Genomic DNA, 22508 nt, shown 5'->3' with positions numbered 1-22508 from the left:
AGCGAGAATAACTATATGTCTTCTAGATTAAGCTATTGCCGATTAAGTCTATTGCCATGATTCGCCTCATGCTCAGGCGATTGGCTTAATCTGCTACCTGCTCATCCTTTTCAAACACCCTCTAACGTCCAGCATCGCTAAATGAAGGAAACTGTTTATGTCACACGAGAATCTAGAGAATACTCACCGTCTGTTTAGGGCTGTTGAAGAACGTGATGTCGCTGGATTGCTTGCGGCTTATGATCCTGAGATTGTCATTCGCGATGCAGAATTGCTGCCTTATAGAGGTATCTATCACGGTCTTGAAGGAGCGAAGCAGCATATTGAAGGCGCTGCCCAAACTTGGAATCCCTTTAAACCCTCCCCAACCGAGCGAAAAATGGATGCTGTCTTTCTGGCGTTGGTAAATAACAAGATGACCTAAACAGGAACAGGCACATCTTGAATTTGCCCGGAGTATTGCCACAAATTGAGGTGACGCAGGAACGTAGCGCGTTGCAAATCTTTGTCATACCAGGAGACAGATGACTGGTCTTCTAACTGATGCGGATCATTAACACAACCCTATTAACCAAACTCAGGCATGCTCGAACATGCTGCTTCCCTCAAATGACTTCTATTTCCTGGTATACACTACTATTCGCAACGATCATCTTCATTAGCGGAAGTGTCATTGGTGCCTTGATGTACGCTGCGATTTCTACTTATCTAAATCTCAAACCGAAAATTGGTTGTCGGGTTGACACTGCTCCGTTATTTGAAGACATGTCTGGCGTAGCTTATCCGCGATCGCAAATTGAAATTTCTGATGGTTACAAGACTTACAGCTACAACCACTTGCAGATTGCGCAAGTGCAAGTGAAAAATCAATCCAAGCAGGATTTTGATCAATTTGAGTTAGGGATCACTCTGTCTTCCAAGGATGCTGTCATTCATCTCGAAGTTCAGTCGCCCGATCGCGACCATCTTGTTAAACAAGTTGATCCGTTCACTTTTACCGAGCCTAAATCTAAAGCTGAGTTAATCTTGCAACCGTTTAACCGAGACGATGCTTATACATTGCGCTTGTTAAGCATCACAGCCGAACCGAACCAACGCTTAGGTGAGATAAACTTTAGTTCACCAGTCGCAGTTCGGTTTGTTGATCTGCCCCGGATTCAAGAAACGATTAAAGACACGGCTAAGTCTGCTACTATCTCGCTCGGCCCCTTTAGTTTTTCGTTTGATTAATTTCCTGCGACTAACGAGTAAGCGACTCCCAACTTTTAGCATTCGCTCTATACCGTCAGAGCGATGTTTGCTGTTAGTAAACGATCAAAACTGTGACCAACGAATTTGAGGATTTTATATGAGCAAAGTTATCGTTTACTTTCAAAGTCTGCGGCTACGCCAATTTTTGATGGCTTTTCTAATTGGACTAACCTTTCTTGTCAGTTTTGCTGTAGGGCAATTCAGTGACCCATTACAAGCACAAGCGGCACCTATAACCTCTGGAGCTAACGCGATTCAGACTCAACCGCAGGCCAAAGCTCAAGCAGAGGGAAAAGCTAGAGCGTCAAGCGGTGGCTTGGTTGAATCTGTTAAAGATACGGCTGAAACTGTCAAAGAAAAGCTGAATTTAGATGAGCCGCTACCTGAGGGCACAAAAATTTTCTTCAAGCAGATACAAGGTGAGGATATCAAAGTGGAAGAGCCAGCCCTTAATGGACAGGGGGAAACGCCTAGAAATGAGTAGTAACTTTTGATGCTGTACAAGATGTGTCTGGCATCTGTTGGCAGAATGAGGATACGCAAATAAAGCAATGTGAAGTGTAGCGCGATTGAGTCAACATTAGTCTAACTACACTTCCATGAAATCAGGACTGTTTTAGGACGCGATCGCATCACTCAGCCAAATTATTTTTTATCTGGCAAATTTCGGAGTGGCACCGGTCGGCCTTCATAAAACTGACGTTCTAGCTTGCCTAAGCCAAACCATAGCGCGATCGCGATCAAGGCCACGGTCGCTGAAACAACCGATGGCACAAACACCGGAAGCAATATCCCAGCGATCAGACTCACGATCACGAATGCGAACCGAATCTTCTGAATATTTGTCAACGCACTGCGACAGCTTGCACAATGAACCGTATGGGAATGGTAGCGATCGAGCAACGCTTCTGTTGATCGAGCAGGCGGCAAGGCTTGAGCCGAGAAGGGATCTGCCTCGAACTCGTTGACCCACCGCCGCAATGCCGATACAAATGTATCTGCCCGCGTCGCTAGATAGAACGCTTTCGCAAAATTAGAGCTCCCGCCCTTTGCGGCTAAATACCGTTCCTGATGATGCAAGAAAATCTGATCGTCTTCCAGAACGTTGTTATTGCCGATGTGGGAGTACCAGCGCGGCGTCAGTGTAATGAGAAAACCAGGCAATTTCGAGGAAAACTTAAACGGGAACCGGGCGAACACCCGGCACTCCCCTTTGCGGATCGGCGTTGCATACACAACGGTGAGGGTCCGACCGAACTGTTTCGAGGTCAGATCGTGCCACATGAGCGCTGGTGCAACAAAAGTGGTGTGCTGTTGTCCTAGCGTCCCTTTACGTGGACCCTCTGCCCAAAACCCCTGAAAGCCTTGTTTACCAGCTTCCAACACTTCTAATTCCACTGGAGCGGCATTCGATCGATTGCCCACGGATCGATGATGGGTAAATGAAACATGGCTCGAATCCAAGACATTCTCTAACAGCGTCAGCGCATCGTAGGGCAAGTCTCGAAACGTGTTTAGACAAACCCAGCCCTCTGGGGATTCTTCCATCGGTTCGATCAGTGGAATTTTGACGCGATCGGCATTCTCTGGCGTTCCCGCGTAAATAAACAGCAACCCTTGGCGTTCAGCCGTGGGAAAAGTTGCTACACAAGCGCGGTTAGATTCATGCGCCGCCTGATCAGGACGTTGCTGTGGAATGCGATCGCACGCGCCATCTCCTTTAAATGCCCAACCGTGGTACGGGCACTCCAGCAATCCATCTGCTGCAATCCTGCCTTCAGACAACGGTGCCAATCGATGTGGGCATTGATCGCTAAACGCTCGCCAGCACGCCGCTTGTTTGTCCCACCAAATGACGAGGTCCTGACCCAGCAGCGTGAACTTGGTTAACTTCGCCTTGTCTAAATCTTCGACGTAATAAACCGGATACCAAGCTTCTTTCCAGTCAAACCGATTTGGATCAACTCCTCCAGCGGAGAGTGCATCAGATTGAGTTGTCGGTTCTTCTGTCAGCATGGAGAGCGCCTTTAAAGTCGTGCTTTATGTATCTTAACAATTCTGGCGCAAGCTGAGCGGCGATCGCCTCAAAGACGGACCTAATTCAAAGACGGACCTAATTAAGTCTGTTGATCGGGCGCAGATAGAATGACCGAATTTCCCTAGCCCTTTAGTTCCCTAGCCCTTTGGGTAGAGGCAGCAATCGATGGATTATTCAGAATAGATGGGATTAGGGTTAGGTTTTTACTTGAGGTTTTTACATCATTGTTTGTTCGTAGTAGTACTTTTGACTTTAAAGAACAGGAAATTATGACGCGATCGCAATTCCCCAAATTTTTTTCCGCAAGTGTGTTAGCGTTCAGCCTCGCAACATTACCGTTAGGATTGCCTGCTTTGGCTCAGAACAACGGTTCGGGTACCTCGCCGAGTGGGAGCACTGGCACAACTGGTTCTGGGAGTGGAACAACGAATACAGAAGGTAGTACAAGCGGCACCAATAACGCACCTGGCTCAACCGGCACGACTGGAACAACAGGTACAGGTTCAACTGGAACGACTGGTACAACAGGTACAGGTACAGATTCAACCGGAACGACCGGAACGACTGGAACAGGTTCAACTGGAACGACTGGAACAGGTACAGATTCAACCGGAACGACTGGAACGACTGGAACAACAGGTACAGGTTCAACCGACACAACAGGAACAGGCGCACCGGGTACAGCAGGTTCAGCCGGGACAACGGCTCCAGGTTCAACTGGCACAACAACGGGTACAGGTACAAGCGGCACAACGGGTACAACAACTGCTCCCGGTGGGACAGGTGGCGTATCTGGTGCAGGAACAACAAATCCAAGTGGCGTAACGGGTACACCAACTACTTCTCCTACTGGTGCTAACACCTCGACTTCTCCTACTGGTGCTAACACCTCGACTGCTGGTGCTAGCGCAAATCAGGGATCTGGTGGCAATTGGGGATGGTTAGGAGTGTTAGGGCTTGCTGGATTGGCGAGCTTACTGAGCAACGGCAGAAGACAAGCCTCTTGAGCATGAGCAGGACTGACACATTTGTCCCCTAGAATCTTCAGACTTGGAACCTTTAGTTCTGGTTTCTTCAACTTGAATGGGAACTGGGAAGCGGTTCGAGTGATGGTCGCAAAACGAGGGGTAGAAGTGGTGTCCTTGTATGTTGAGGAAGAACTGATATCAGTCAAAGACACCAGAAGAATTTGCTCGTGTCCAGAGGCTTGTAAGACTGTTCCGAAGATTAGCTCCCTTGGTCGTGGATCACATTGTGATGCCGAAGGAACAGTCCGTTGAGTTGCTACCGCGATCTGCCCACGTTCGCATAATTTAGCACGAGCTCATCGAGCACTATCGGCTCAGATCCGGTAGTTTCTGCGTAGAACCGAACCGTCGCTTGCGGATTTATCCGGCTTAAGAGTCTAGCAATAGGGTTAATGCAGTAGGACACGAACAAATCCTACTGCGTTTTCTTTTAGGGAAGCGATCGCGCATCCAGAATGAAAAAAGGTAGAACACTGAAGCCAACCGTCGCGATGGGTTGTCGCAAACTCATATTCTCAACTTAAACGCAGTAACTTATCCCTCATTTGTTACTACAGTGAGAACAAATGAGGGATAAGCATCGTCATCGCCTTGTGAATTACGAGTTTTACTAGGCAGAAGGATTGTACTCGATTGGTTCCGGTGCAGTTGAATCAACCATCAAACAGATTAGTCGGCGAGTGCAACTCTCAGGCGCACAATGGAACCGTGAAAACGTTCCTCAAGTGTTAGCTCATCGTTGTGCTTACTTGGATGGGTTAATTGGTTCGCCATTACCGATCAACTAAGCATAATTACTTGTAGAAAAAGTGACATGCTCCCTTCGCATTTGATTAGCAATTGTCCTAGAGTAAGAGTAAGAGTTAGAGGTAGTGCGAGTGTCTTATCCTGTGTGTTTGCGAAGCAACTAGCCGTAGCGAATCGAGATGCTGGGACTACAACTATTTCCTCATTAATTTATGACTAGCTACTTACACTTATTGATTCAGAACTGGTATGAAATCTTCTCTCAAGCGCCCAGCCCTATTTCTATCGCTGCTGATCGGGCTGCCGATCGCAAGTTGCGCCGCGATCCGCGACCTCAGCACCTCTCAGCAACAGCCCAGCCAGCAACAACCTAATATTAGTCCAAGCCAACCCCAACCCACACCTTCTCAGCAGGTTGTCGCAACGACCGCTTCTCGGTACGATTTGAGTGCGGTTACTCCAGTCGTCGAGCAAGTTGGGCCTGCGGTAGTTCGCATCAACTCTACCCGTACTGTCCGCGAATCGGTTGACCGATTCGGTATTGATCAATTTTTGGGGCGGCAGCGATCACCAAGAGAGGAAGTTCAACGCGGTACAGGATCAGGATTTATTACCAGTGCTGATGGGCAAATCATCACAAATGCCCATGTGGTCGAAGGAGCCGATACAGTCACTGTAGTATTGAAAGATGGGCGTCGTTTTCCGGGTAAGGTGTTAGGAGCCGACCCATTGAGTGATATTGCCGTTGTTCGGATCGAGGCCACAGATTTGCCAACCGTTCGATTGGGCAACTCCGATCAACTCGTTCCGGGTCAGCTTGCGATCGCCATTGGTAATCCGCTCGGTCTTAGCAATACCGTGACACAGGGCATCATCAGCGCAACTGATCGGTCAACCAGTGATATTGGCATTCCTGATAAGCGCATCAACTTCATTCAAACCGATGCAGCAATTAATCCGGGCAATTCCGGAGGGCCTTTGCTGAACGGTGCTGGAGAAGTGGTCGGCGTGAATACGGCGATTATTCAAGGCGCTCAGGGACTCGGCTTTGCCATTCCGATCAACACTGTGCAGAAGGTTGCTCAACAGCTTGCCACGACGGGACGAGTTGAGTATCCCTACATTGGCGTGCAGATGACAGAGTTATCTCCAGAACTGCAATCGCAGATCAATCAAAGCAATCTCGGGTTTCAAGTCACGCAGACTGAAGGCGTCGTGGTGTTGAAAGTGTTACCCAATTCTCCCGCCGCGCAAGCACAATTGCGTCCTGGTGACGTAATCACAAATATTAACGGAACTGCAATTGAAACTGCTGGACAAATTCAACAGCAAGTGGACGCAACGGGAATCAATAAGCCAATGAGAGTTACGGTGAATCGAAATGGGCAAACGCAAGAGCTGACGATTCGACCGGAAGCACTGCCGGAGCAGAATCTTGCGCAGCGGGGAGGGTAGATAGAGGCGCCTGCGGCAACGCTAACGCAAGGAGGGATGAAGTCAGCCTGATCGTTCTTTCATCCCTCATTCCTATGGCGATCTCTTTCTTGCGTCAGACGTGATCGCCAGCCTCAATCGCTACTTTAAGGATGATCTTTGTTGGCTGTCCTCTCCCATGAGCTATTCTGCCGATCTACTCAAAGACCAGAAAGCGTTAGTCACTGGTGCTAGTTCAGGAATTGGGGAAGCCGTGGCTAGACATCTTGCCCAAGCAGGCGCTGCCGTTGTGGTTAACTACCGTTCCGAGCAGGAGGATGCTGAGAAGATTGTGCAAGAGATTCGAGCCAGGGGGGGAGACGCGATCGCGATTGGTGCTGATGTTTCAAAAGAAGAAGAAGTCAACGCGATGTTTGAGCAAATGCTTCGCGAATTTGGCACAATCGATATTTTAGTCAACAATGCTGGCATCCAAAACGACGCATCGTTTTTAGACATGACGTTGCAGCAGTGGAATAGCGTAATTAATGTCAACCTTACGGGGCAGTTTCTCTGTGCCCGTGAAGCCGCTAAAGAATTTATGCGACGGGGTGTTCAGCCCAATGTGTCTTGTGCGGCAGGCAAAATTATTTGTATGAGTTCCGTCCACGAAGTGATTCCTTGGGCAGGACATGTGAATTACGCGGCGAGTAAAGGCGGTATCAATCTGATGATGCGAAGTATTGCTCAAGAACTTGCGCCTCATAAAATTCGAGTGAACAGCATTGCTCCTGGCGCAATTAAGACCGACATCAATACCGAGGCGTGGAGTTCTCCTGAAGAAGCAGCTGAATTGCGAAAGCTCATTCCGTCCGACAGAATTGGGGTTCCAGATGATGTAGCAAAGGCGGCTGTTTGGTTGGCATCAGACGATTCTGATTATGTAACGGGGACAACGCTCTTTATTGATGGTGGAATGGCGCTTTATCCCGCATTCGCGCATGGGGGATAGTTCTTATATAAATTGCATTCACTCAAGCATTGACGAAAGCCTAAGCTAGGCGTTAGCGAATGATTTTAATACTTGCATCACTAGAATTGCGGCTCGCAACACCATAAATAGGGTGAGTGCCATCCACAATAGAGTTGGATTATGCGTATACCAGGCGATAATTCCTAGAGGAATAAACCCAGCGATCGCAGCGCCCACGACTGATTGTCTTAAGATGCGTCCTGCGGTTAACCCTAGAAAGTAGCCATCTAGCATGTACGCGATCGCACCAGATCCAAGAATTGGCAACAGCCACCCAACAGATTGAGTCACCCCAGCTAGTACGTTTGTGTGATTGGTGAGCAATCGAAACAGAGGAATAGGCATGAGAATAAATGCGATCGCGATGAGCAATCCTACACTCAAACTTGCCACTCCTGAGACAATTAGCAATTGTTTCAACCCTGCAACATCATTTCGTCCCCCAAATAATCCTGCCCACGTTTCCGTTGCAAACGCAAATCCATCTACAAAATAGGCAGTGAGTGTCACAACTTGTAATAGCAGCGTATTGACAGCGAGAATCTCTGTACCAAACGCTGAGCTTAAATTCGTGAATACAGCAAACGTTGAGATTAAAACAAACGTGCGAATGGTGATTTCTCGGTTCAAAACAAATGCTGCTTTTAAGGCTGACGGATCAAGGATTTGATGAGAGAGAGACTGAACCTGCTTCCAAGAAACCGCTTGAGCAAATAGGAGCAGCGCGATCGCAAGCATTACATATTGACTCAGCGCGGTTGCCCAGCCTGCCCCCGCACTCTGCCATCCCAACCGCACAATAAACCAATAATCCAATCCAACACTCGCAACATTGCCGACTACTGATAGCAGCAACACTTTAGCACTCTGCGCTCTGCCTAAAAACCATCCGATTAGAACAAAATTGAGCAGCGTTGCCGGAGCGCCCCAAATCATCGCGCTGTAAAAGGTTTGACCCGAACGTTTGACTTCTTCGGTCGCACTCAACAGCGAGAATCCGATCTGCCCCAACGGAGCCTGCAACAACACCAAAACTAACCCTAGAGCGATCGCGATCGCGCCGTTCCGCAGCGCAATCAGCACGACATCATCCTGATTGCCGCGTCCTAAAGCTTGAGCGGTCGTTCCCGTTGTGCCCATACGTAAAAAGCCAAACGTCCAGTAGAGGTAACTGAACAGAACAGTGGCTAACGACACGCCTGCTAAATGCCGAATGTCAGCTAAATGCCCCAAAAAGGCAATGTCCATCCAGCCTGCTAGGGGAACCATCAAATTCGAGAAAATGTTGACGATCGCAAGCTTAAAGAATGCATTGACGCCGAACCCATTCGATGATGGAGGAACTGGAGAGGGGGACTTCATGGAGTACCTCGCTGAAATGGTCTTACGTCACAAGGGAATCCGCAACACCAATCTGCCTATGATAGTCAACTTCTAAAGTTGTCGCTGGCATTCCTCGAACGAGCGGGGTTCACATTATTATTTGAGACTGGTACAGGATTTGAGTTAATCTTAGTGGCGCTACCCTTGAATACTCATTTCTGCTCATGGCAAACGCTCCTAAACTGATCAACGAAAGTCTTTCGTTTGAAGGTACAGTCGGCTTCTACAGTCATGACTCTAGCGCCTGCAATAGCGAGATGAAATTTGCAATCTATCAGCCGCCGCAGGCTAAAGAACGTCCCCTTCCGATTCTTTACTTTCTCTCTGGCTTGACCTGCACAGAAGAAAATTTTATGATCAAAGCAGGGGCACAACGGTTTGCTGCTCATCATGGGCTGATTCTTGTGACGCCCGATACGAGTCCTCGTCAGGCTGGCATCAAGGGAGAAGACGACAGTTGGGACTTTGGAACGGGTGCAGGATTTTATGTCGATGCCACGAATGAGCCTTGGAATACGCATTATCGGATGTATACGTATATCACTGAAGAACTGCCTACGTTGATTGGGCGATATTTTCCTGTCAATGTTGACCGACAAGGTATTTTTGGGCATTCGATGGGAGGACATGGCGCGTTGGTCTGTGCGTTGCGAAACCCCGATCGATACCGATCTGTTTCTGCTTTCGCTCCTATTTGCGCTCCGATGCAGTGTCCTTGGGGTCAAAAAGCCTTTTCTCATTATTTAGGTTCCGATCAAACCCATTGGCGCGATTATGATGCTAGTGAACTCGTTCGCGTTTCAAAATTTCATAGTCCAATCCTAATTGATCAAGGAACTTATGATCAGTTTTTGACCTCACAACTGTTGCCAGAAGTATTTAAGAGAGCATGTGACAAAGCTGATCAACCGTTGACGTTACGATTACAAGCAGGATACGACCATAGCTATTACTTCATTGCAACCTTTATTGAAGACCACATGCATCACCACGCGATCGCACTCTATGCCTAGAAGATTTCAACCCGTAGACTCAGAGAAAACCGAGGTAACAAAAAATATTCTGATTCAGAAATATACGTAGATTCTGTCAGGGAGTCGGTTCGTCGTCGCGTCTAAAATAGATTGCCAGCAATCCTCGAACCCGGGCGACCATCATGATTCTCAATGACATTGCATCAGGTACACGCATCTATCCTCTCAGCACAGTACGGAGCGATCGCACCCTTACCAAAGACATTCAACAACGCCTCACCAACCTTGGCTTTCCCCTCGGAGCCATTGATGGATTGTGGGGGGCTAAAACTCAAGCCGCTTTTGAGGCGTTTGCAAAAAAGAGCCAAATTCGATCCGATGAACTCAGTCCTAAAACGGCACAATTGCTATTACCTATCGTTGCTTCCACGCCAAAGCCTTCTCCCAGTCCTCAACCTGCGCCAACGCCCAGCCCAGTTTCTAAGCCAACTCCGCCGCCCCTACCGACAACCTTAAGAGCGATCGCAACGGGAAGCGATACGTGGTCTATCGATCAAGTCAGCGCTAGTACAGTGCTATCTAAGGCCGTGCAGCAAAGCTTAGACATTTTGGGACATCAGCCTGGTTTCGCAGACGGATTTTGGGGGGCTAAAACTCAAGCGGCTTATGTCAGCTTTGCAAAAACCTATCAATTTAACCCGAACGAATTATCTCCTGAAGCGGCTCTAGGGATGCTAGAACCTTCGGTTCCAGGAATTTTAGTGGCTCGTCCAACAAAGCGATTAGTCGCTGACGATTATCGCAAGATTGCTCAGTCGATTGGTTGCTCAGTCGCGGCGGTGCGGGCCGTTGCCGAAGTCGAAGCAGCGGGGTCAGGCTTCTTTCGGGATGGACGACCAAAGATTTTGTTTGAAGCCCACTGGTTTTCTGAGTTTACTAGAGGTCGCTACGATCGCTGGTATGGAGATATTTCTAGCCCCGTTTGGAATCGTAGATTGTACATCGGCGGTGTCGGAGAATGGGACCGACTGTATAAAGCCTTGTGTCTGGATCGAAATGCAGCGCTCAAATCTGCCTCTTGGGGTCTGGGACAAATTATGGGCTTTAATTACACCCTGGCTGGATATCGCGATGTGCAACAGTTTGTGCAAGACATGCACGAGAGCGAAGGGAAACAACTGCTGGCGATGTTCAACTTCATTCAAGCTAGCAAGCTCGATCGCTACTTAGTAAATTTAGATTGGGCAGGATTTGCGTATCGGTACAATGGAGAAAGCTACTGGCAAAATCAGTACGATAAACAATTAGCCGATGCTTACCGCTATTGGATGAATGTTGCTTAAACGTTGTTCCTAGCGGTTGAAACCCTGTAGTTGAAGCTTCGTATCAATAACCTCATCTCTTCGGAGGTGGGGTTTGATTTTAGGATGATTCGCTCATTTCGCCGTCACTTCCGTTTGCGTCTCATATCGTGCCCGATGGCGATCGCTAGCCGTGACATATTCAGGGTCGGTCTTGGCGATCTGCCACTGTTCGTAGAAAATCTTGGCAGATTCGGCTTTGATCGGATCTTCTTCGCGCGGCAAAACGGTTTTCGTGCCCTTGGCGTATTTTTGACCAGACTTGTGATTGGCATAGCGCCGCGATCGCGTGTAGCCCATTTGTAGAAATTTTCGTGCCATGTCCATGCCCACAAAATCGCCTTGGGCTTTGTAGTCGAGAAACAGGCTGTAAATTTTAGTGGCAGATTGACGAGCAATTTCTGGCGTTTTGAATTTCCAGTGGGGCAAAATTTCGCTTTTATAGGGTTCTACAAGCAGCACCCCTTGTTCACCTCGACCAATGCGGTAGAGTTCTGGATGCTGCCGGAAGTCGGTTGTTTTGAAGTCTACTAAGTAATCAAATTCCATCTTTCTGGTGGACGTATCGAAATAACTCTATATCCCTCAGATTCTATTGATTTGGAGGAATAGAGCATCCAGCTTGAGTCTGGGCTACCGCCTTAGTGAACGATCGACAGGAAATCTCAGCCTATGCCCAACGGCTGGCGGGGTTCCAGGTACGATAAGAGAGGCATCCATCCGTGTTTGGAACCCGAAATCCGGCTTTGGGTAGATCCGCTCGCCCAAATCTCCTACACTTAGCTACATATTCCAGTGGTCATTAGAGAGCGAGCCAATATGTCGTTAAGCAGTACCAGCAAAATTGCTGACTTGTTAGAGAAAAACGAGACAGAACTTCTAAGAAACTGGCTTACAGAGTTAGAAGCATCTGGGCTGCGCCGAGACGACTTGATGCGATCGACAGAACTAAACCAGCAGTGCCATGAGTTCTTGCGGATGTTTCGCAGCGCTGCTCAGCATGAGAATTTCAGCGATGTTCAAGCGCCCGAATGGGGCAGTGTTCGGCAGCTATTAACCGATATTTCCCGCGATCGCGCTCAGCAAGGATTCACCTCCTCGGAAGTGGCAACCTTTATCTTTTCCTTCAAAAAGCCGTTATTTGACCAGCTCAAACGGGAGTTGGCGCAACAAAACGATCTTCTGGTTGAGTCGATCTGGACGGTGACAGATGTGCTGGATCAGCTTGGATTGTGGACAACCGAAGTGTTTCAACAGGCTCGTGAAAAAGTCATCTTGCGGCAACAGCAAGAACTCCTCGAACTATCGACCCCGGTTGTGAAACTGTGGGAAGGCATTCTCGCCCTGCCGATGATTGGAACGCTCGACAGTGCCCGGACTCAGGTAGTAATGGAAACCCTGTTGCAGCAAATTGTTGAAACAGGGTCGCAAGTGGTGATTATCGATATTACTGGAGTTCCTACTGTGGATACCTTGGTCGCCCAATACCTACTGAAAACTGTAGAAGCGGCACGGTTAATGGGAACGGACTGTATCATTAGTGGCATTCGTCCCCAGATTGCTCAAACGATCGTTCATCTAGGTTTGGATCTCTCTGGTGTGATTACCAAAGCAACCTTGGCAGATGCCTTTGCGATCGCGCTGAAAAAACGGCAGTTGACCATTGTTTCTAAAGCATCTCAATCTGTTTAGGCGCTGTACGACGGCGTAGAATTCAAACTGGATTTCTTTTTCAACAGCATCTTTTTCAACATCATTTGAGGTAAGAACGTGGAACGCATTCCCATTTTGCAAATGGGTCAATTTCTGTTAGTGACGATTCAGGTCGATATGCACGATCGCTTAGCCTTGGCGCTGCAAGATGATCTCACTGATCGCATTGTCAAAACTAGTGCCAGTGGAGTCCTGATCGATATTTCGTCACTGGAAATTGTCGATTCATTTATTGGACGGGTTTTAGGAAATATCGCTACAGTTTCACAGCTTCTTGGGACTGAGACGGTGATTGTTGGAATGCAGCCTGCGATCGCAATTACATTAGTCGAATTGGGACTTTCGCTCTCTGGAGTGCGCACCGCAGCCAATATTGATGCCGGAATGAGGCTTTTGCAGATTTCCTTAGGTGCGCCATTTCATGGGGGCTTAGATGCCAATCCTTGAAACGATCACAATATTGGATTCAGCCGATATTGTGAGGGTGCGGCAGAAAGTGCGATCGCAGACGGTGGCGCTGGGGTTTGGATTGGTCGATCAGACTAAAATTGTGACGGCGGCGAGTGAAATTGCCCGCAATACGTTGGATTATGGCGGCGGTGGTAGTGTGACGCTAGAAGTCTTAGAAAGCGCTCATCGCGTTGGATTGAGGCTGACGTTTACGGATCAAGGGGCAGGAATTGCCAATATAGAATTAGCGCTACAAAATGGCTATACAACCGGAAGCGGATTAGGACTCGGACTTGGAGGAGCGAAACGGTTGATGCACGAGTTTGAAATTACCTCAGAGGTAGGCAAGGGAACCTGCGTGACAACAGTTCGCTGGCGACAGTAGGTTTGAGCAAAATAGAGTCGCACAAACTTCTGTCTGAATATGGTTTGGTAGCGGTGTAGACCTGTGGTTAGACGATGGCATCGCATCTTTCCAAAGACGTCGAAGCTGATCGACAGGTATACACTACTACCGAATGCAGCTTGCTGTATTCCAGCGATCGCGCTATGGTCAAGTGCCAGGCAGATGGATTTCTAAGGTGTTTTGAGTGTTGTGTGATTGAGTCGTGTCATAGTGAATAGAGAATTATTTCTATCCAAAAGAAATCCTGACTGCCGAAGCGCGATTTTATGGAGCTTGCGAAGCGATCGCTCTGAATGAAAACCTGCATTGTATTACCAATTACTGAAGACAGCCAAGTAGGGGAAGCTCGGCGCTTTGTTGCAACCCTATCGAGAGCACTAGAGTTCAATGACAACGATCGCGGCAAAGTGGCGATTGTTGTGACGGAAGTAGCGAATAATTTACTCAAACATGCTCAGAAGGGGCAACTGATCCTACAATCCCTAGCCACGCCTGAAGCGGTGGGCATCGAAATCATCGCGCTAGATTCTGGACCTGGCATGAGAGATCTCAATCAGTGTCTTCAAGATGGCTTCTCGACCGGAGGTACAACCGGAAATGGACTTGGTGCAATTCAACGGCTTTCGACGTTTTTTGAGATTTATTCGCAGCCGCAGGTGGGAACAGTACTCGTCAGCCGATTCTGGGTACAGAGACTGCCTCATTCAAATTCTCCTATCCTGACGACTCTACGATCGACGCCGCGATCGCACCAGCTTGAGCTAGGCGCGATCAATTTACCGAAATTGAGCGGTGACGTATCGGGGGATGCTTGGGCCGTCGAGAATCACCTCGATCGGTGTCTCGTGCTAGTTGCCGATGGCTTAGGATCAGGAGCGTTAGCCGCCGAAGCCTCTCAAGAAGCAGTGCGCGTGTTTCAAGCCAATGTCGCGCAACATCCGCAAGCCATCCTTGAGCAAATTCATGCCGCGCTCAGAAAAACGCGCGGTGCGGTCGTCGCGATCGCCGAAATTCTGCCCACTCAACAAACGCTTCGGTATGCAGGCGTCGGCAACATTTCTGGAGTCATTCTGACCGATAGAACAAGTCGAAGTCTCGTGTCCTTCAATGGCATTGTCGGGGGAAGCGTTCGCAAATTCACTGAGTTCTCCTATGATTGGTCAGTGCGTTCTGTGGGAACGTCTCAGGGCGATTCGCTCTTAGTTATGCACTCGGACGGATTAGCAACCCACTGGTCGTTAGATCGCTATCCTGGATTAATCAATCGTCATCCCGCCCTGATTACCGCCGTCTTGTATCGTGATTTTGTGCGATCGCGCGATGATGTAACGGTACTGGTTGCAAAGCTGAGGCAGGAAGAGCATGTCTAAACCGCAGCAGTCTCCGGCAGGAAGACTGGCACTTCTAACCGTCGAACTTCGATTTGAGCAAGATGTCGTGTTGGCACGTCAACGGGCAAGACAAATTGCGAGTCGGCTAGGATTTGATCTGCAACAACAGACTCGCATTGCGACCGCTATATCAGAAATTGCTCGGAATGCGCTGAGCTATGCGGGAGGGGGTAAAGTCGAATTTGCGATTAGCGCAGAGCGCAACTCCGAAGGAACCGATGGGAGCTTGACACAGCCAATCGCAGGACAAGCACCGCAGGCTTTTCTGATGCGGGTTTCAGACTCCGGACCCGGCATTGACCAGCTATCTGCTATTTTTGATGGGCGCTATCAGTCCTCTACAGGAATGGGATTGGGGCTAATTGGTGCGAAACGGCTAATGGATGATTTGAAAATTCAGTCTGTGTGCGTTAGTTCGGGTGATGCAAAGCGGGGCACGATCGTTGAGTTGATCAAATATTTGCCAAAGCAAACCCCTCACCTGACGCCGAAAGATGTACAGCAGATCGTTGATCATCTGCTTCGCGACCATCCCCAAGACGCTTACGCCGAACTTCATCAACAAAATCAAGAATTGCTGCATACGCTGGATGCGCTGCGTCAACGGCAAGACGACCTCGCGCAACTCAATCAAGAACTAGAAGCTACCAATCGGGGTGTCGTTGCGTTGTACGCCGAGTTAAACGATCGCGCCGAGTCTTTTCAGCAAGCGAGTGAACTCAAGTCCCGATTTTTATCGCACTTGAGCCATGAGTTTCGGACTCCTTTAAATGGCATTCTTGGTCTGTCTAGTATGCTGCTGCGCCGCTTGGATGGAGAATTAAGCGCAGAGCAGGAAAAACAGGTCACGTTCATTCGCCGCTCAGCCACCGCGCTCTCTGACTTGGTGAATGATTTACTGGATTTAGCCAAGGTGGAATCTGGAAAATCTGAAGTCAATGTTGCACCGTTTGAGGTGGCAGATTTGTTTAGTACGCTGCTCGGAATGCTGCGTCCACTGCTTGATCAAAATGAGACAGTGCAACTAGTGTTTGACGATGCTATGAACGACACTACTAAATCAAGTGGATCGCCAACCTTGTACACAGACGAAGGGAAAGTGTCTCAAATTTTGCGCAATCTGCTCTCAAACGCATTGAAATTTACCGAGCAAGGAGAAGTTCGAGTCAGTGCAACGCTAGGCAACAATCAAACGATTATCTTTACTGTTGCAGACACCGGAATCGGCCTTGCAGCCACCGATCAAACCCGAATTTTTGAGGAATTTGTTCAAGTTAATCATTTGCTACAGCGACGAGTGAAAGGGACAGGTTTGGGATTACCGTTATGTAGAAAATTAGCTGCGCTACTGGGTGGTAGCGTTGCTCTAGACAGTACTGTAGGCGTTGGTTCTAAATTTATATTAACGTTGCCTATCTCCTATTCCGACTCGACATCTACAGCGTTAGATGTATCAACTGTTAGATCGAAACCTGATCCATCTTCTGAGCGGGCTGATGATGTAGAACCAAAGCCTGAGTTGATTGCAGATCAACCTCCGCGATCGACTGTGCCAAGGTCTGACGCGGACTCGAAGAAAAAGATTTTGCTAATTGATGATGACAAAGTTTCTCGCTACACGTTGATCAGTTCGTTGGCTGATTTCTATACGGTGATTGAAGCCAAAGATGGGTACGAAGGACTCTACCGCGCCAGAACCCAGCAACCGAACGCGATCGTCCTCGATCTTTCTATGCCTAGATTAGACGGATTTGAAGTTCTCGCTGAGTTAAAAGCAGATCCGCTTACGCAGGCCATTCCAGTGATTATTCTCTCATCTAATGCCCTCACCGCCACCCAAGCGGAAGACCTTGCTACCCATACGATCGCGCTGCTTTCCAAACAGACAGATTCGCCTCAAATGCTGCTGCAACTACAAGAGGCATTACTCAGCGTCGGGTTAGATTGCCATTAGCCAGAAGCTTCAGCCAGCTTTGCCACGATCGCGACTAATTCATCTGGCTCGACTGGCTTTGACAAATGCCACTGAAATCCAGTATCAAGTGCCTGCTGATGGTTGGCTTCTCCGGCATACGCCGTGAGCGCGATCGCTGGAATACGGCAAATCTCTTTTGAAATCGCGGGGAGTTGTCCGGATTGTTCGGTTGGCAGCATCCGAATTTGACGAATCAACATATACCCGTCAATTTCAGGCATTCCAATGTCACTAACCAATACGTCAGGCTTTAACTGGGGTAAGGCTTGCAGCACTTCTATGGCAGAGGTTGCAGTCGTCACCTGTGCGCCAGACTGCTTCAACACAAACGCTACAAATTCCAGTGAATCCGGCTCATCGTCCACCACCATAACGTGGACACCGTTTAAATCGAGTGATTCGGTTGAATCAGGAGCTTGCGCGATCGCGCTGGATTGCACGGCTAAGATCGGCAAATACACCGTAAATGTTGCTCCCTGCTCGTCGCCTCCGCTTTCTGCTTGCACCGTTCCGCCGTGCGATTCGACAAGCTGACGCACAATTGCCAGCCCCAATCCTAAGCCGCCAAATTTCCGGGTTGTGGCGCTATCTTGCTGCTGAAAGTAATCAAACACGTGAGGCAGAAACTCGGCATTGATGCCTCTTCCCGTATCACTAACTTGAATCTGGGCATTGGCATCAATCTGCGAGAGGCGGACTTCAACGCGGTTGCCGTTGGGGGTAAATTTAACGGCATTAGTCAGCAAATTCCACACGACTTGCTGCAATCGAGCCGGATCACCCATCACCATGACATTGGGTTGCAATACTGCCTCAAGCTTGATGGCTTTTGCTTCGGCGGCAAGTCGCACCGTCTCGATCGCCGATCGGATGACATAACTTAGATCGACGGGCATCACCGCTAAGCTCAGTTTGCCGCGCAGAATGCGGGATACATCGAGCAAGTCATCAATCAACTGCGTTTGCAGTTTGGCGTTTCGCTCGATTGTGGCTAACGCTTCTGCAACTTTGCCTTCATCCAATTTGCGAGTTTGCAACAGCCGACACCATCCCAAAATGGGATTGAGCGGAGACCGCAACTCGTGGGATAGCACCGCGAGAAATTCATCTTTGACATGGTTGGCGCGGGTCAGATCGTCAGTGCGCTGTTGCAAGGCGGCTTCAATCTGTTTGCGATCGCTAAGATCCACCACAAACAGAACATATTCATCCGCTTCGCCCTGTAAGCGAGTTCCACTGATCAAGACCGGAAAGTGAGATCCGTCTTTGCGAATAAGTTCTTTTTCGACGGGTTCAACGTTGCCATATTGCTCTAGATCAGCAACCCTTTGTCCGTCCATATCAGCGAACTTCAATGGACTCAAGGCTATCGAGTTCACCCGCTGTGCCTGCTCCTCAGCGTCATAGCCTAACATTCGCAGCAGGGCAGCGTTCGCTTCTAGCAGTTCGCCATCTGATCGGGTAAAACAGATGCCAATCTGCGCCGTTTCTACCATGCGATGCAGCCGTTCTTGACTGCGACGCAGCACTCTTTCTGCACTCCGAAGCCGCAGCAGCGATCGCACCGTCGCCAGCAATTCTTCAGGATTAATCGGCTGCATCAGATAGCCATCCGCACCGCTATCTAAGCCCTCTACTTTATCTCGGCTCGTAATCCGCTCTGCTGATACGTGCAAAATTGGAATCGAAGCGGTGGCTGGATTAGATTTGAGACGCTGACACACTTCAGTGCCGTCAATGTCGGGTAATTTGACATCTAGAATAATCAAATCGGGCTGCTCGTTGGCGAGTTCTAACGCACTAGTTCCGCTTGGAGCTTGCCAAACTGCAAAATTCGCTTGTTGCAGAATTCGGCTGGTGATGTACAAATTAGTGTCGTTATCATCGACGCAGAGGACGATCTGAGGCAGGCTATCTCTCGCTTGAGTTAACTCCAACTGAGCTTCAGAGACGATCTCGGATAAATTTAGAGTGTTTTTAGCTAAAGGCGGCTCTGCCTGCGGGCTTACCTCAGTAAAGGTGGTCACGACCGCATAAGGAACCGAGCCATTCGCCTGAAATAATGGCTGTGCAGTGACCCGCAACCCAATCAGATCCCCATTGGGTTTGTAAAACTCCATCACGACATCTGAGCAAGGCTGACCGGTCTGTAGCGCCGCTCGTGCCGGATAATCTCCAGCGGGACGAGAAGCCTCTGTATCAACAAGTTGCCACGGGTAACGGGTCGCGGTGTGATCTTGACTCTGGGTTGCGGTGTATCTTTGAATCTGCTCAAACGTCATGCCTAGAATTTCCTCAGCCGCCGCATTGCAGGCTTGAACCGTACCGTCTGCCAATTGCAATACTAACCCTACAAATTCTACAGATGAAACGTTCTCTTGACGTTCACTAGAATCAAGCGGTTTTCGAGGTAGCTCAGTGATGGATTGAGAGTTATCTATTCCAGGGTTCTGCATTGATGAAATAGGCATAGCTTCCTCATTATGAGGTAATCGACAGAGAATGGTTAAGCGATCGCGCTTTATTTCACAGGACTGATAACAGCGCCGCACTTATGTCTGCCCAAATAAACAGCTGTGCATTTTGGCTTTCTTGACGCGAGAAACCCAGTCCTACCGCCAGTTCGTCTGTAGGACGTTGCACAAGGGGCTGTCGGTAGGTCAGTTCGTAGTAGCGCGATCGCGCCTTAATGTCTAGGAAATCAAAAGGTTCTTCGATTACTCTACTGCGGGTGCTGCCATAGGCTAGTCTCAAGGTTCCATTGCGGGGATTGAGCGGAACGGTGTAACTCAAATCCGTGGGTTGTGGTGGAGTTGAGCGCGGTGGATTTTCGGCGGAATGCGATCGCGGCTTCACCAACCATCAAACACGCTATTTAAATGAATATCCGAATTTATATATTTCTTGATCTGCTGATGACTTACGTATGTGGCAATCAAACGAAGGCGCATTGTGTAATTATCAACTACCAATTGCTATTCCATACTTAACCAAGTCCACTCACTTCAACGCCATTGATACAAATGTTGAATATTTCCTTCTAAGTCGTTGTAAAACAAACCCATTGTCTGTATTGGTTCTGGTGTTTTGAGCAACGACATTTAAGCTTCTAATTTCGTATCCACTACTATTGTGATTAACAATATTGTGGTATTAACAATCCATCTTTTAAAGCGGCGCGAATGGTGGCACGTCCTTCACCGAAAGAACTGATATGAATGGGATGAGCTGGAGTTCCTCTGCCTGTAGCAGTCTGTAGCATCAAACAACAATCCACGCATTAGAGCAATAGCCAGGTACTTGATACACCTACGAATAGACATTAAAGCAATTTGAATTTAACTATAAAATTAACTATATAAAATTAACTATAAGAGTATAGAGAGCGATCGCCTTTTAATCACGCGCTGCACAAATTTTCTACCTTGTATCTTTAGGCTCGTTACATATTGCAATTTGTTTGGTGAGAGGGTTATGTATACTGCTTGCATTGCTTCAATAAGGGTTTACGATTAGGAACAGCGATCGGTCTAACACGGCTCGTGCACTCCGACCGTCGAGAAGTTGTTTATTGAAATCGAGAGGCGATCTGCGGCGGTTGATGAGCAACACTAGCCATTGCCCACCGCAACTAGGCTATGAACCATGAAAGTGAAATAAGAAAGCCCTAAAGACTTTCTTGAAGATCGTTAAGAGATTAGACAGGTATTTCTATGACAGCACTTTCCACTACCGATTCAATGGTCGAGATTCTTGAGGCACAGCGGGCATTTTCAGCAACTGGAGCTACCAAGCCAATTGAATTTCGCCTGGAACAACTCAATCGACTCAAGGCTGCAATTTTGGAGCGACAGACCAACATTGTCCAAGCTGCCAAAGCTGACTTAGGACGCCCTGAGTACGAAGGCTATTTTGAGGTTGGGTGTTTGATGGAGTTGAATTATATCCTCAAGCATCTCAAATCTTGGGTCAAGCCTCGTAGGGTAGGGCTGCCAGTAACTCAGCAACCTGGATCAGCATGGGTGCAACCTGATCCATTAGGAGTCGTGCTGATCATTGGGCCTTGGAACTATCCTTTTCAGCTATTGATCTCTCCCTTGATGGGAGCGATCGCTGCCGGAAATTGTGCCATTCTCAAACCTTCAGAATTGGCCCCAGCCACCTCACAGGTTGTGGCTCAGTTAGTCAAGGAAACCTTTGACCCCAAATATATTGCGGTTCTAGAAGGAGGCGTTGAAACGGCTCAGGCTCTGCTGGCACAGAAGTTTGACCACATCTTTTTTACGGGAGGAGCCCGTGTGGGTCAAGTCGTGATGGAGGCGGCTGCAAAACAACTCACTCCCGTCACTCTAGAATTGGGAGGTAAAAGCCCCTGCATTGTCGATCCCGACATCAAATTAGAGGTCGCCGCTAAGCGCATCATCTGGGGCAAGTATGTGAATGCTGGACAAACCTGTATTGCGCCCGATTATCTGTTGGTACATGAGGAGATTAAACCGGCATTACTAACCGCGCTGCAGCAGGCGCTCCAAGAATTCTTTGGCGATGATCCGGCTCAAAGTCCTGATTTGGGACGGATTGTGAACGATCGTCAGTTCGACCGTCTGACCCATCTTTTGGAGGGCGAAGAAATTGTAGTGGGTGGACAAACTGAGCGAGAAACCCGCTATATTGCGCCGACTATTCTCAACAATGTCAGTTGGGATGCTCCAGTGATGCAGGAAGAAATTTTTGGGCCTCTCTTGCCAGTGTTGACGTACCGAGATATTAGAGAAGCGATCGCGGCGATCAATGCTCGCCCAAAACCTTTAGCGTTATACCTATTCACACGCAATCAGGCCCTACAAGATATGGTTCTTTCCTCAACTTCATCAGGGGGAGTGTGTCTGAATGATGTGTTTTTGCAGGTTGCTATCTGGGGGCTACCGTTCGGAGGCGTGGGCAACAGCGGCATTGGGGCCTACCACGGCAAAACTAGCTTCGAGACGTTTTCTCATCAGAAAAGTGTGTTGAAGAAACCTTTTTGGATTGATCTAGATTGGCGGTATGCACCTTACGCAAAGAAGCTTGACTCTTTCAGAAAGCTAATTAAATCCTGAACCTCAGCATTAATCCGTTGTGCTAATGGGACGATCGCCAGCGACACAGGTTAGCACTTCATGGCACTGGACTGACGAAAGCAGTTGATACTGAGATGAAGTCCCTTACTGTCGCTGCGTTATCCAGGCGACGAATAAAGTAGAGAATGGGCTGAGAACCTTTGCCTAGACTGAGTTTAAAAAAACTGCTGAGGGTAGCTCAAAGGGCGAAACTTCTGCGGATGCAGCGATTCAAGGGATCTATCA

The 22508-nt window shown here is 48.5% G+C and carries 19 protein-coding genes and 1 pseudogene; 15 read left to right on the top strand and 5 right to left on the bottom strand.

Annotation, left to right across the window (positions count from 1 at the left end; all coding sequences use genetic code 11):
- The first annotated feature begins 157 nt into the window (after nucleotides 1-157).
- The 3 genes from AC5I6P_RS06695 to AC5I6P_RS06685 all read left to right on the top strand — a co-directional run bounded on the left by AC5I6P_RS06695 (nucleotide 158) and on the right by AC5I6P_RS06685 (nucleotide 1735).
- Nucleotides 158-424, top strand: coding sequence for a nuclear transport factor 2 family protein (locus AC5I6P_RS06695; RefSeq protein WP_495692970.1), 267 nt, complete (start codon nucleotides 158-160; stop codon nucleotides 422-424).
- A gap of 185 nt (nucleotides 425-609) precedes the next feature.
- Nucleotides 610-1230: a hypothetical protein gene (locus tag AC5I6P_RS06690; protein ID WP_495692969.1), complete on the top strand. Its 621-nt coding sequence runs from the start codon at nucleotides 610-612 to the stop codon at nucleotides 1228-1230.
- 118 nt (nucleotides 1231-1348) lie between these two features.
- A complete protein-coding gene (locus AC5I6P_RS06685; RefSeq protein ID WP_495692968.1) occupies nucleotides 1349-1735 on the top strand; it encodes a hypothetical protein in 387 nt (128 codons plus the stop codon).
- Nucleotides 1736-1896: 161 nt separating this feature from the next.
- On the opposite strand, the gene AC5I6P_RS06680 is transcribed toward AC5I6P_RS06685, so the two are convergent.
- Nucleotides 1897-3267 (bottom strand): aromatic ring-hydroxylating dioxygenase subunit alpha, encoded by a 1371-nt coding sequence (locus AC5I6P_RS06680; protein ID WP_495692967.1) that lies wholly within the window; start codon nucleotides 3265-3267, stop codon nucleotides 1897-1899.
- 291 nt (nucleotides 3268-3558) lie between these two features.
- On the opposite strand from AC5I6P_RS06680, the gene AC5I6P_RS06675 reads away from it, so the two are divergent.
- From AC5I6P_RS06675 to AC5I6P_RS06660, 4 genes and pseudogenes are all read left to right on the top strand, one after another.
- Nucleotides 3559-4296, top strand: a complete 738-nt coding sequence (locus AC5I6P_RS06675) for a hypothetical protein (protein ID WP_495692966.1) — start codon at nucleotides 3559-3561, stop codon at nucleotides 4294-4296.
- A 593-nt stretch (nucleotides 4297-4889) separates the two neighbouring features.
- Nucleotides 4890-5105: pseudogene (locus tag AC5I6P_RS06670) on the top strand (ISKra4 family transposase); the annotation flags it as partial.
- Between the two features lie 208 nt (nucleotides 5106-5313).
- Entirely contained in the window at nucleotides 5314-6519 is a 1206-nt protein-coding gene (locus tag AC5I6P_RS06665) for an HhoA/HhoB/HtrA family serine endopeptidase (protein ID WP_495692965.1), read from the top strand.
- Nucleotides 6520-6676: 157 nt separating this feature from the next.
- Nucleotides 6677-7489, top strand: coding sequence for an SDR family oxidoreductase (locus tag AC5I6P_RS06660; protein WP_495692964.1), 813 nt, complete (start codon nucleotides 6677-6679; stop codon nucleotides 7487-7489).
- Between the two features lie 45 nt (nucleotides 7490-7534).
- On the opposite strand, the gene gntT is transcribed toward AC5I6P_RS06660, so the two are convergent.
- Entirely contained in the window at nucleotides 7535-8872 is a 1338-nt protein-coding gene (gene gntT, locus AC5I6P_RS06655) for a guanitoxin biosynthesis MATE family efflux transporter GntT (protein WP_495692963.1), read from the bottom strand.
- 185 nt (nucleotides 8873-9057) lie between these two features.
- Between gntT and fghA the strand changes: the two genes are divergently transcribed.
- Together fghA and AC5I6P_RS06645 are read left to right on the top strand one after the other, a co-directional pair.
- The gene (gene fghA, locus AC5I6P_RS06650; protein ID WP_495692962.1) at nucleotides 9058-9906 is read left to right on the top strand and encodes an S-formylglutathione hydrolase; all 849 of its coding nucleotides are present in this window, start codon (nucleotides 9058-9060) and stop codon (nucleotides 9904-9906) included.
- Between the two features lie 143 nt (nucleotides 9907-10049).
- Nucleotides 10050-11210: an N-acetylmuramidase domain-containing protein gene (locus AC5I6P_RS06645; protein ID WP_495692961.1), complete on the top strand. Its 1161-nt coding sequence runs from the start codon at nucleotides 10050-10052 to the stop codon at nucleotides 11208-11210.
- A gap of 93 nt (nucleotides 11211-11303) precedes the next feature.
- Here AC5I6P_RS06645 and AC5I6P_RS06640 read toward each other — a convergent pair whose 3' ends face one another.
- On the bottom strand, nucleotides 11304-11777 hold the full coding sequence (locus tag AC5I6P_RS06640; protein ID WP_495692960.1) for a DUF4385 domain-containing protein: 474 nt from the start codon (nucleotides 11775-11777) through the stop codon (nucleotides 11304-11306).
- Between the two features lie 270 nt (nucleotides 11778-12047).
- Between AC5I6P_RS06640 and AC5I6P_RS06635 the strand changes: the two genes are divergently transcribed.
- The 5 genes from AC5I6P_RS06635 to AC5I6P_RS06615 all read left to right on the top strand — a co-directional run bounded on the left by AC5I6P_RS06635 (nucleotide 12048) and on the right by AC5I6P_RS06615 (nucleotide 17142).
- Complete coding sequence (locus AC5I6P_RS06635; RefSeq protein WP_495692959.1) at nucleotides 12048-12920, top strand: STAS domain-containing protein; 873 nt, start codon at nucleotides 12048-12050, stop codon at nucleotides 12918-12920.
- A gap of 78 nt (nucleotides 12921-12998) precedes the next feature.
- Nucleotides 12999-13388 carry an STAS domain-containing protein gene (locus AC5I6P_RS06630; RefSeq protein ID WP_495692958.1) on the top strand — a complete coding sequence of 130 codons (390 nt, stop codon included), beginning with the start codon at nucleotides 12999-13001 and terminating at the stop codon, nucleotides 13386-13388.
- On the top strand, nucleotides 13375-13776 hold the full coding sequence (locus AC5I6P_RS06625; RefSeq protein WP_495692957.1) for an anti-sigma regulatory factor: 402 nt from the start codon (nucleotides 13375-13377) through the stop codon (nucleotides 13774-13776). Before AC5I6P_RS06630 ends, AC5I6P_RS06625 begins: the two co-directional genes overlap by 14 nt.
- A gap of 314 nt (nucleotides 13777-14090) precedes the next feature.
- The gene (locus tag AC5I6P_RS06620) at nucleotides 14091-15167 is read left to right on the top strand and encodes an ATP-binding protein (protein WP_495692956.1); all 1077 of its coding nucleotides are present in this window, start codon (nucleotides 14091-14093) and stop codon (nucleotides 15165-15167) included.
- Nucleotides 15160-17142 carry an ATP-binding protein gene (locus tag AC5I6P_RS06615; RefSeq protein ID WP_495692955.1) on the top strand — a complete coding sequence of 661 codons (1983 nt, stop codon included), beginning with the start codon at nucleotides 15160-15162 and terminating at the stop codon, nucleotides 17140-17142. The genes AC5I6P_RS06620 and AC5I6P_RS06615 overlap by 8 nt, the downstream gene beginning before the upstream one ends.
- Here AC5I6P_RS06615 and AC5I6P_RS06610 read toward each other — a convergent pair.
- Together AC5I6P_RS06610 and AC5I6P_RS06605 are read right to left on the bottom strand one after the other, a co-directional pair.
- Nucleotides 17139-19634 carry a response regulator gene (locus AC5I6P_RS06610; protein WP_495692954.1) on the bottom strand — a complete coding sequence of 832 codons (2496 nt, stop codon included), beginning with the start codon at nucleotides 19632-19634 and terminating at the stop codon, nucleotides 17139-17141. The two genes, AC5I6P_RS06615 and AC5I6P_RS06610, sit on opposite strands and share 4 nt — an antisense overlap.
- A gap of 55 nt (nucleotides 19635-19689) precedes the next feature.
- Entirely contained in the window at nucleotides 19690-20022 is a 333-nt protein-coding gene (locus AC5I6P_RS06605) for a hypothetical protein (protein ID WP_495692953.1), read from the bottom strand.
- Nucleotides 20023-20876: 854 nt separating this feature from the next.
- Between AC5I6P_RS06605 and AC5I6P_RS06600 the strand changes: the two genes are divergently transcribed.
- On the top strand, nucleotides 20877-22262 hold the full coding sequence (locus AC5I6P_RS06600; protein WP_495692952.1) for an aldehyde dehydrogenase: 1386 nt from the start codon (nucleotides 20877-20879) through the stop codon (nucleotides 22260-22262).
- Nucleotides 22263-22508: the final 246 nt, after the last annotated feature.

The sequence above is a fragment of the Myxacorys sp. genome (genome assembly GCF_059501405.1).
Note: the sequence above shows the minus strand (reverse complement) of the source record. Positions and strands in the feature narration are given on the sequence as shown.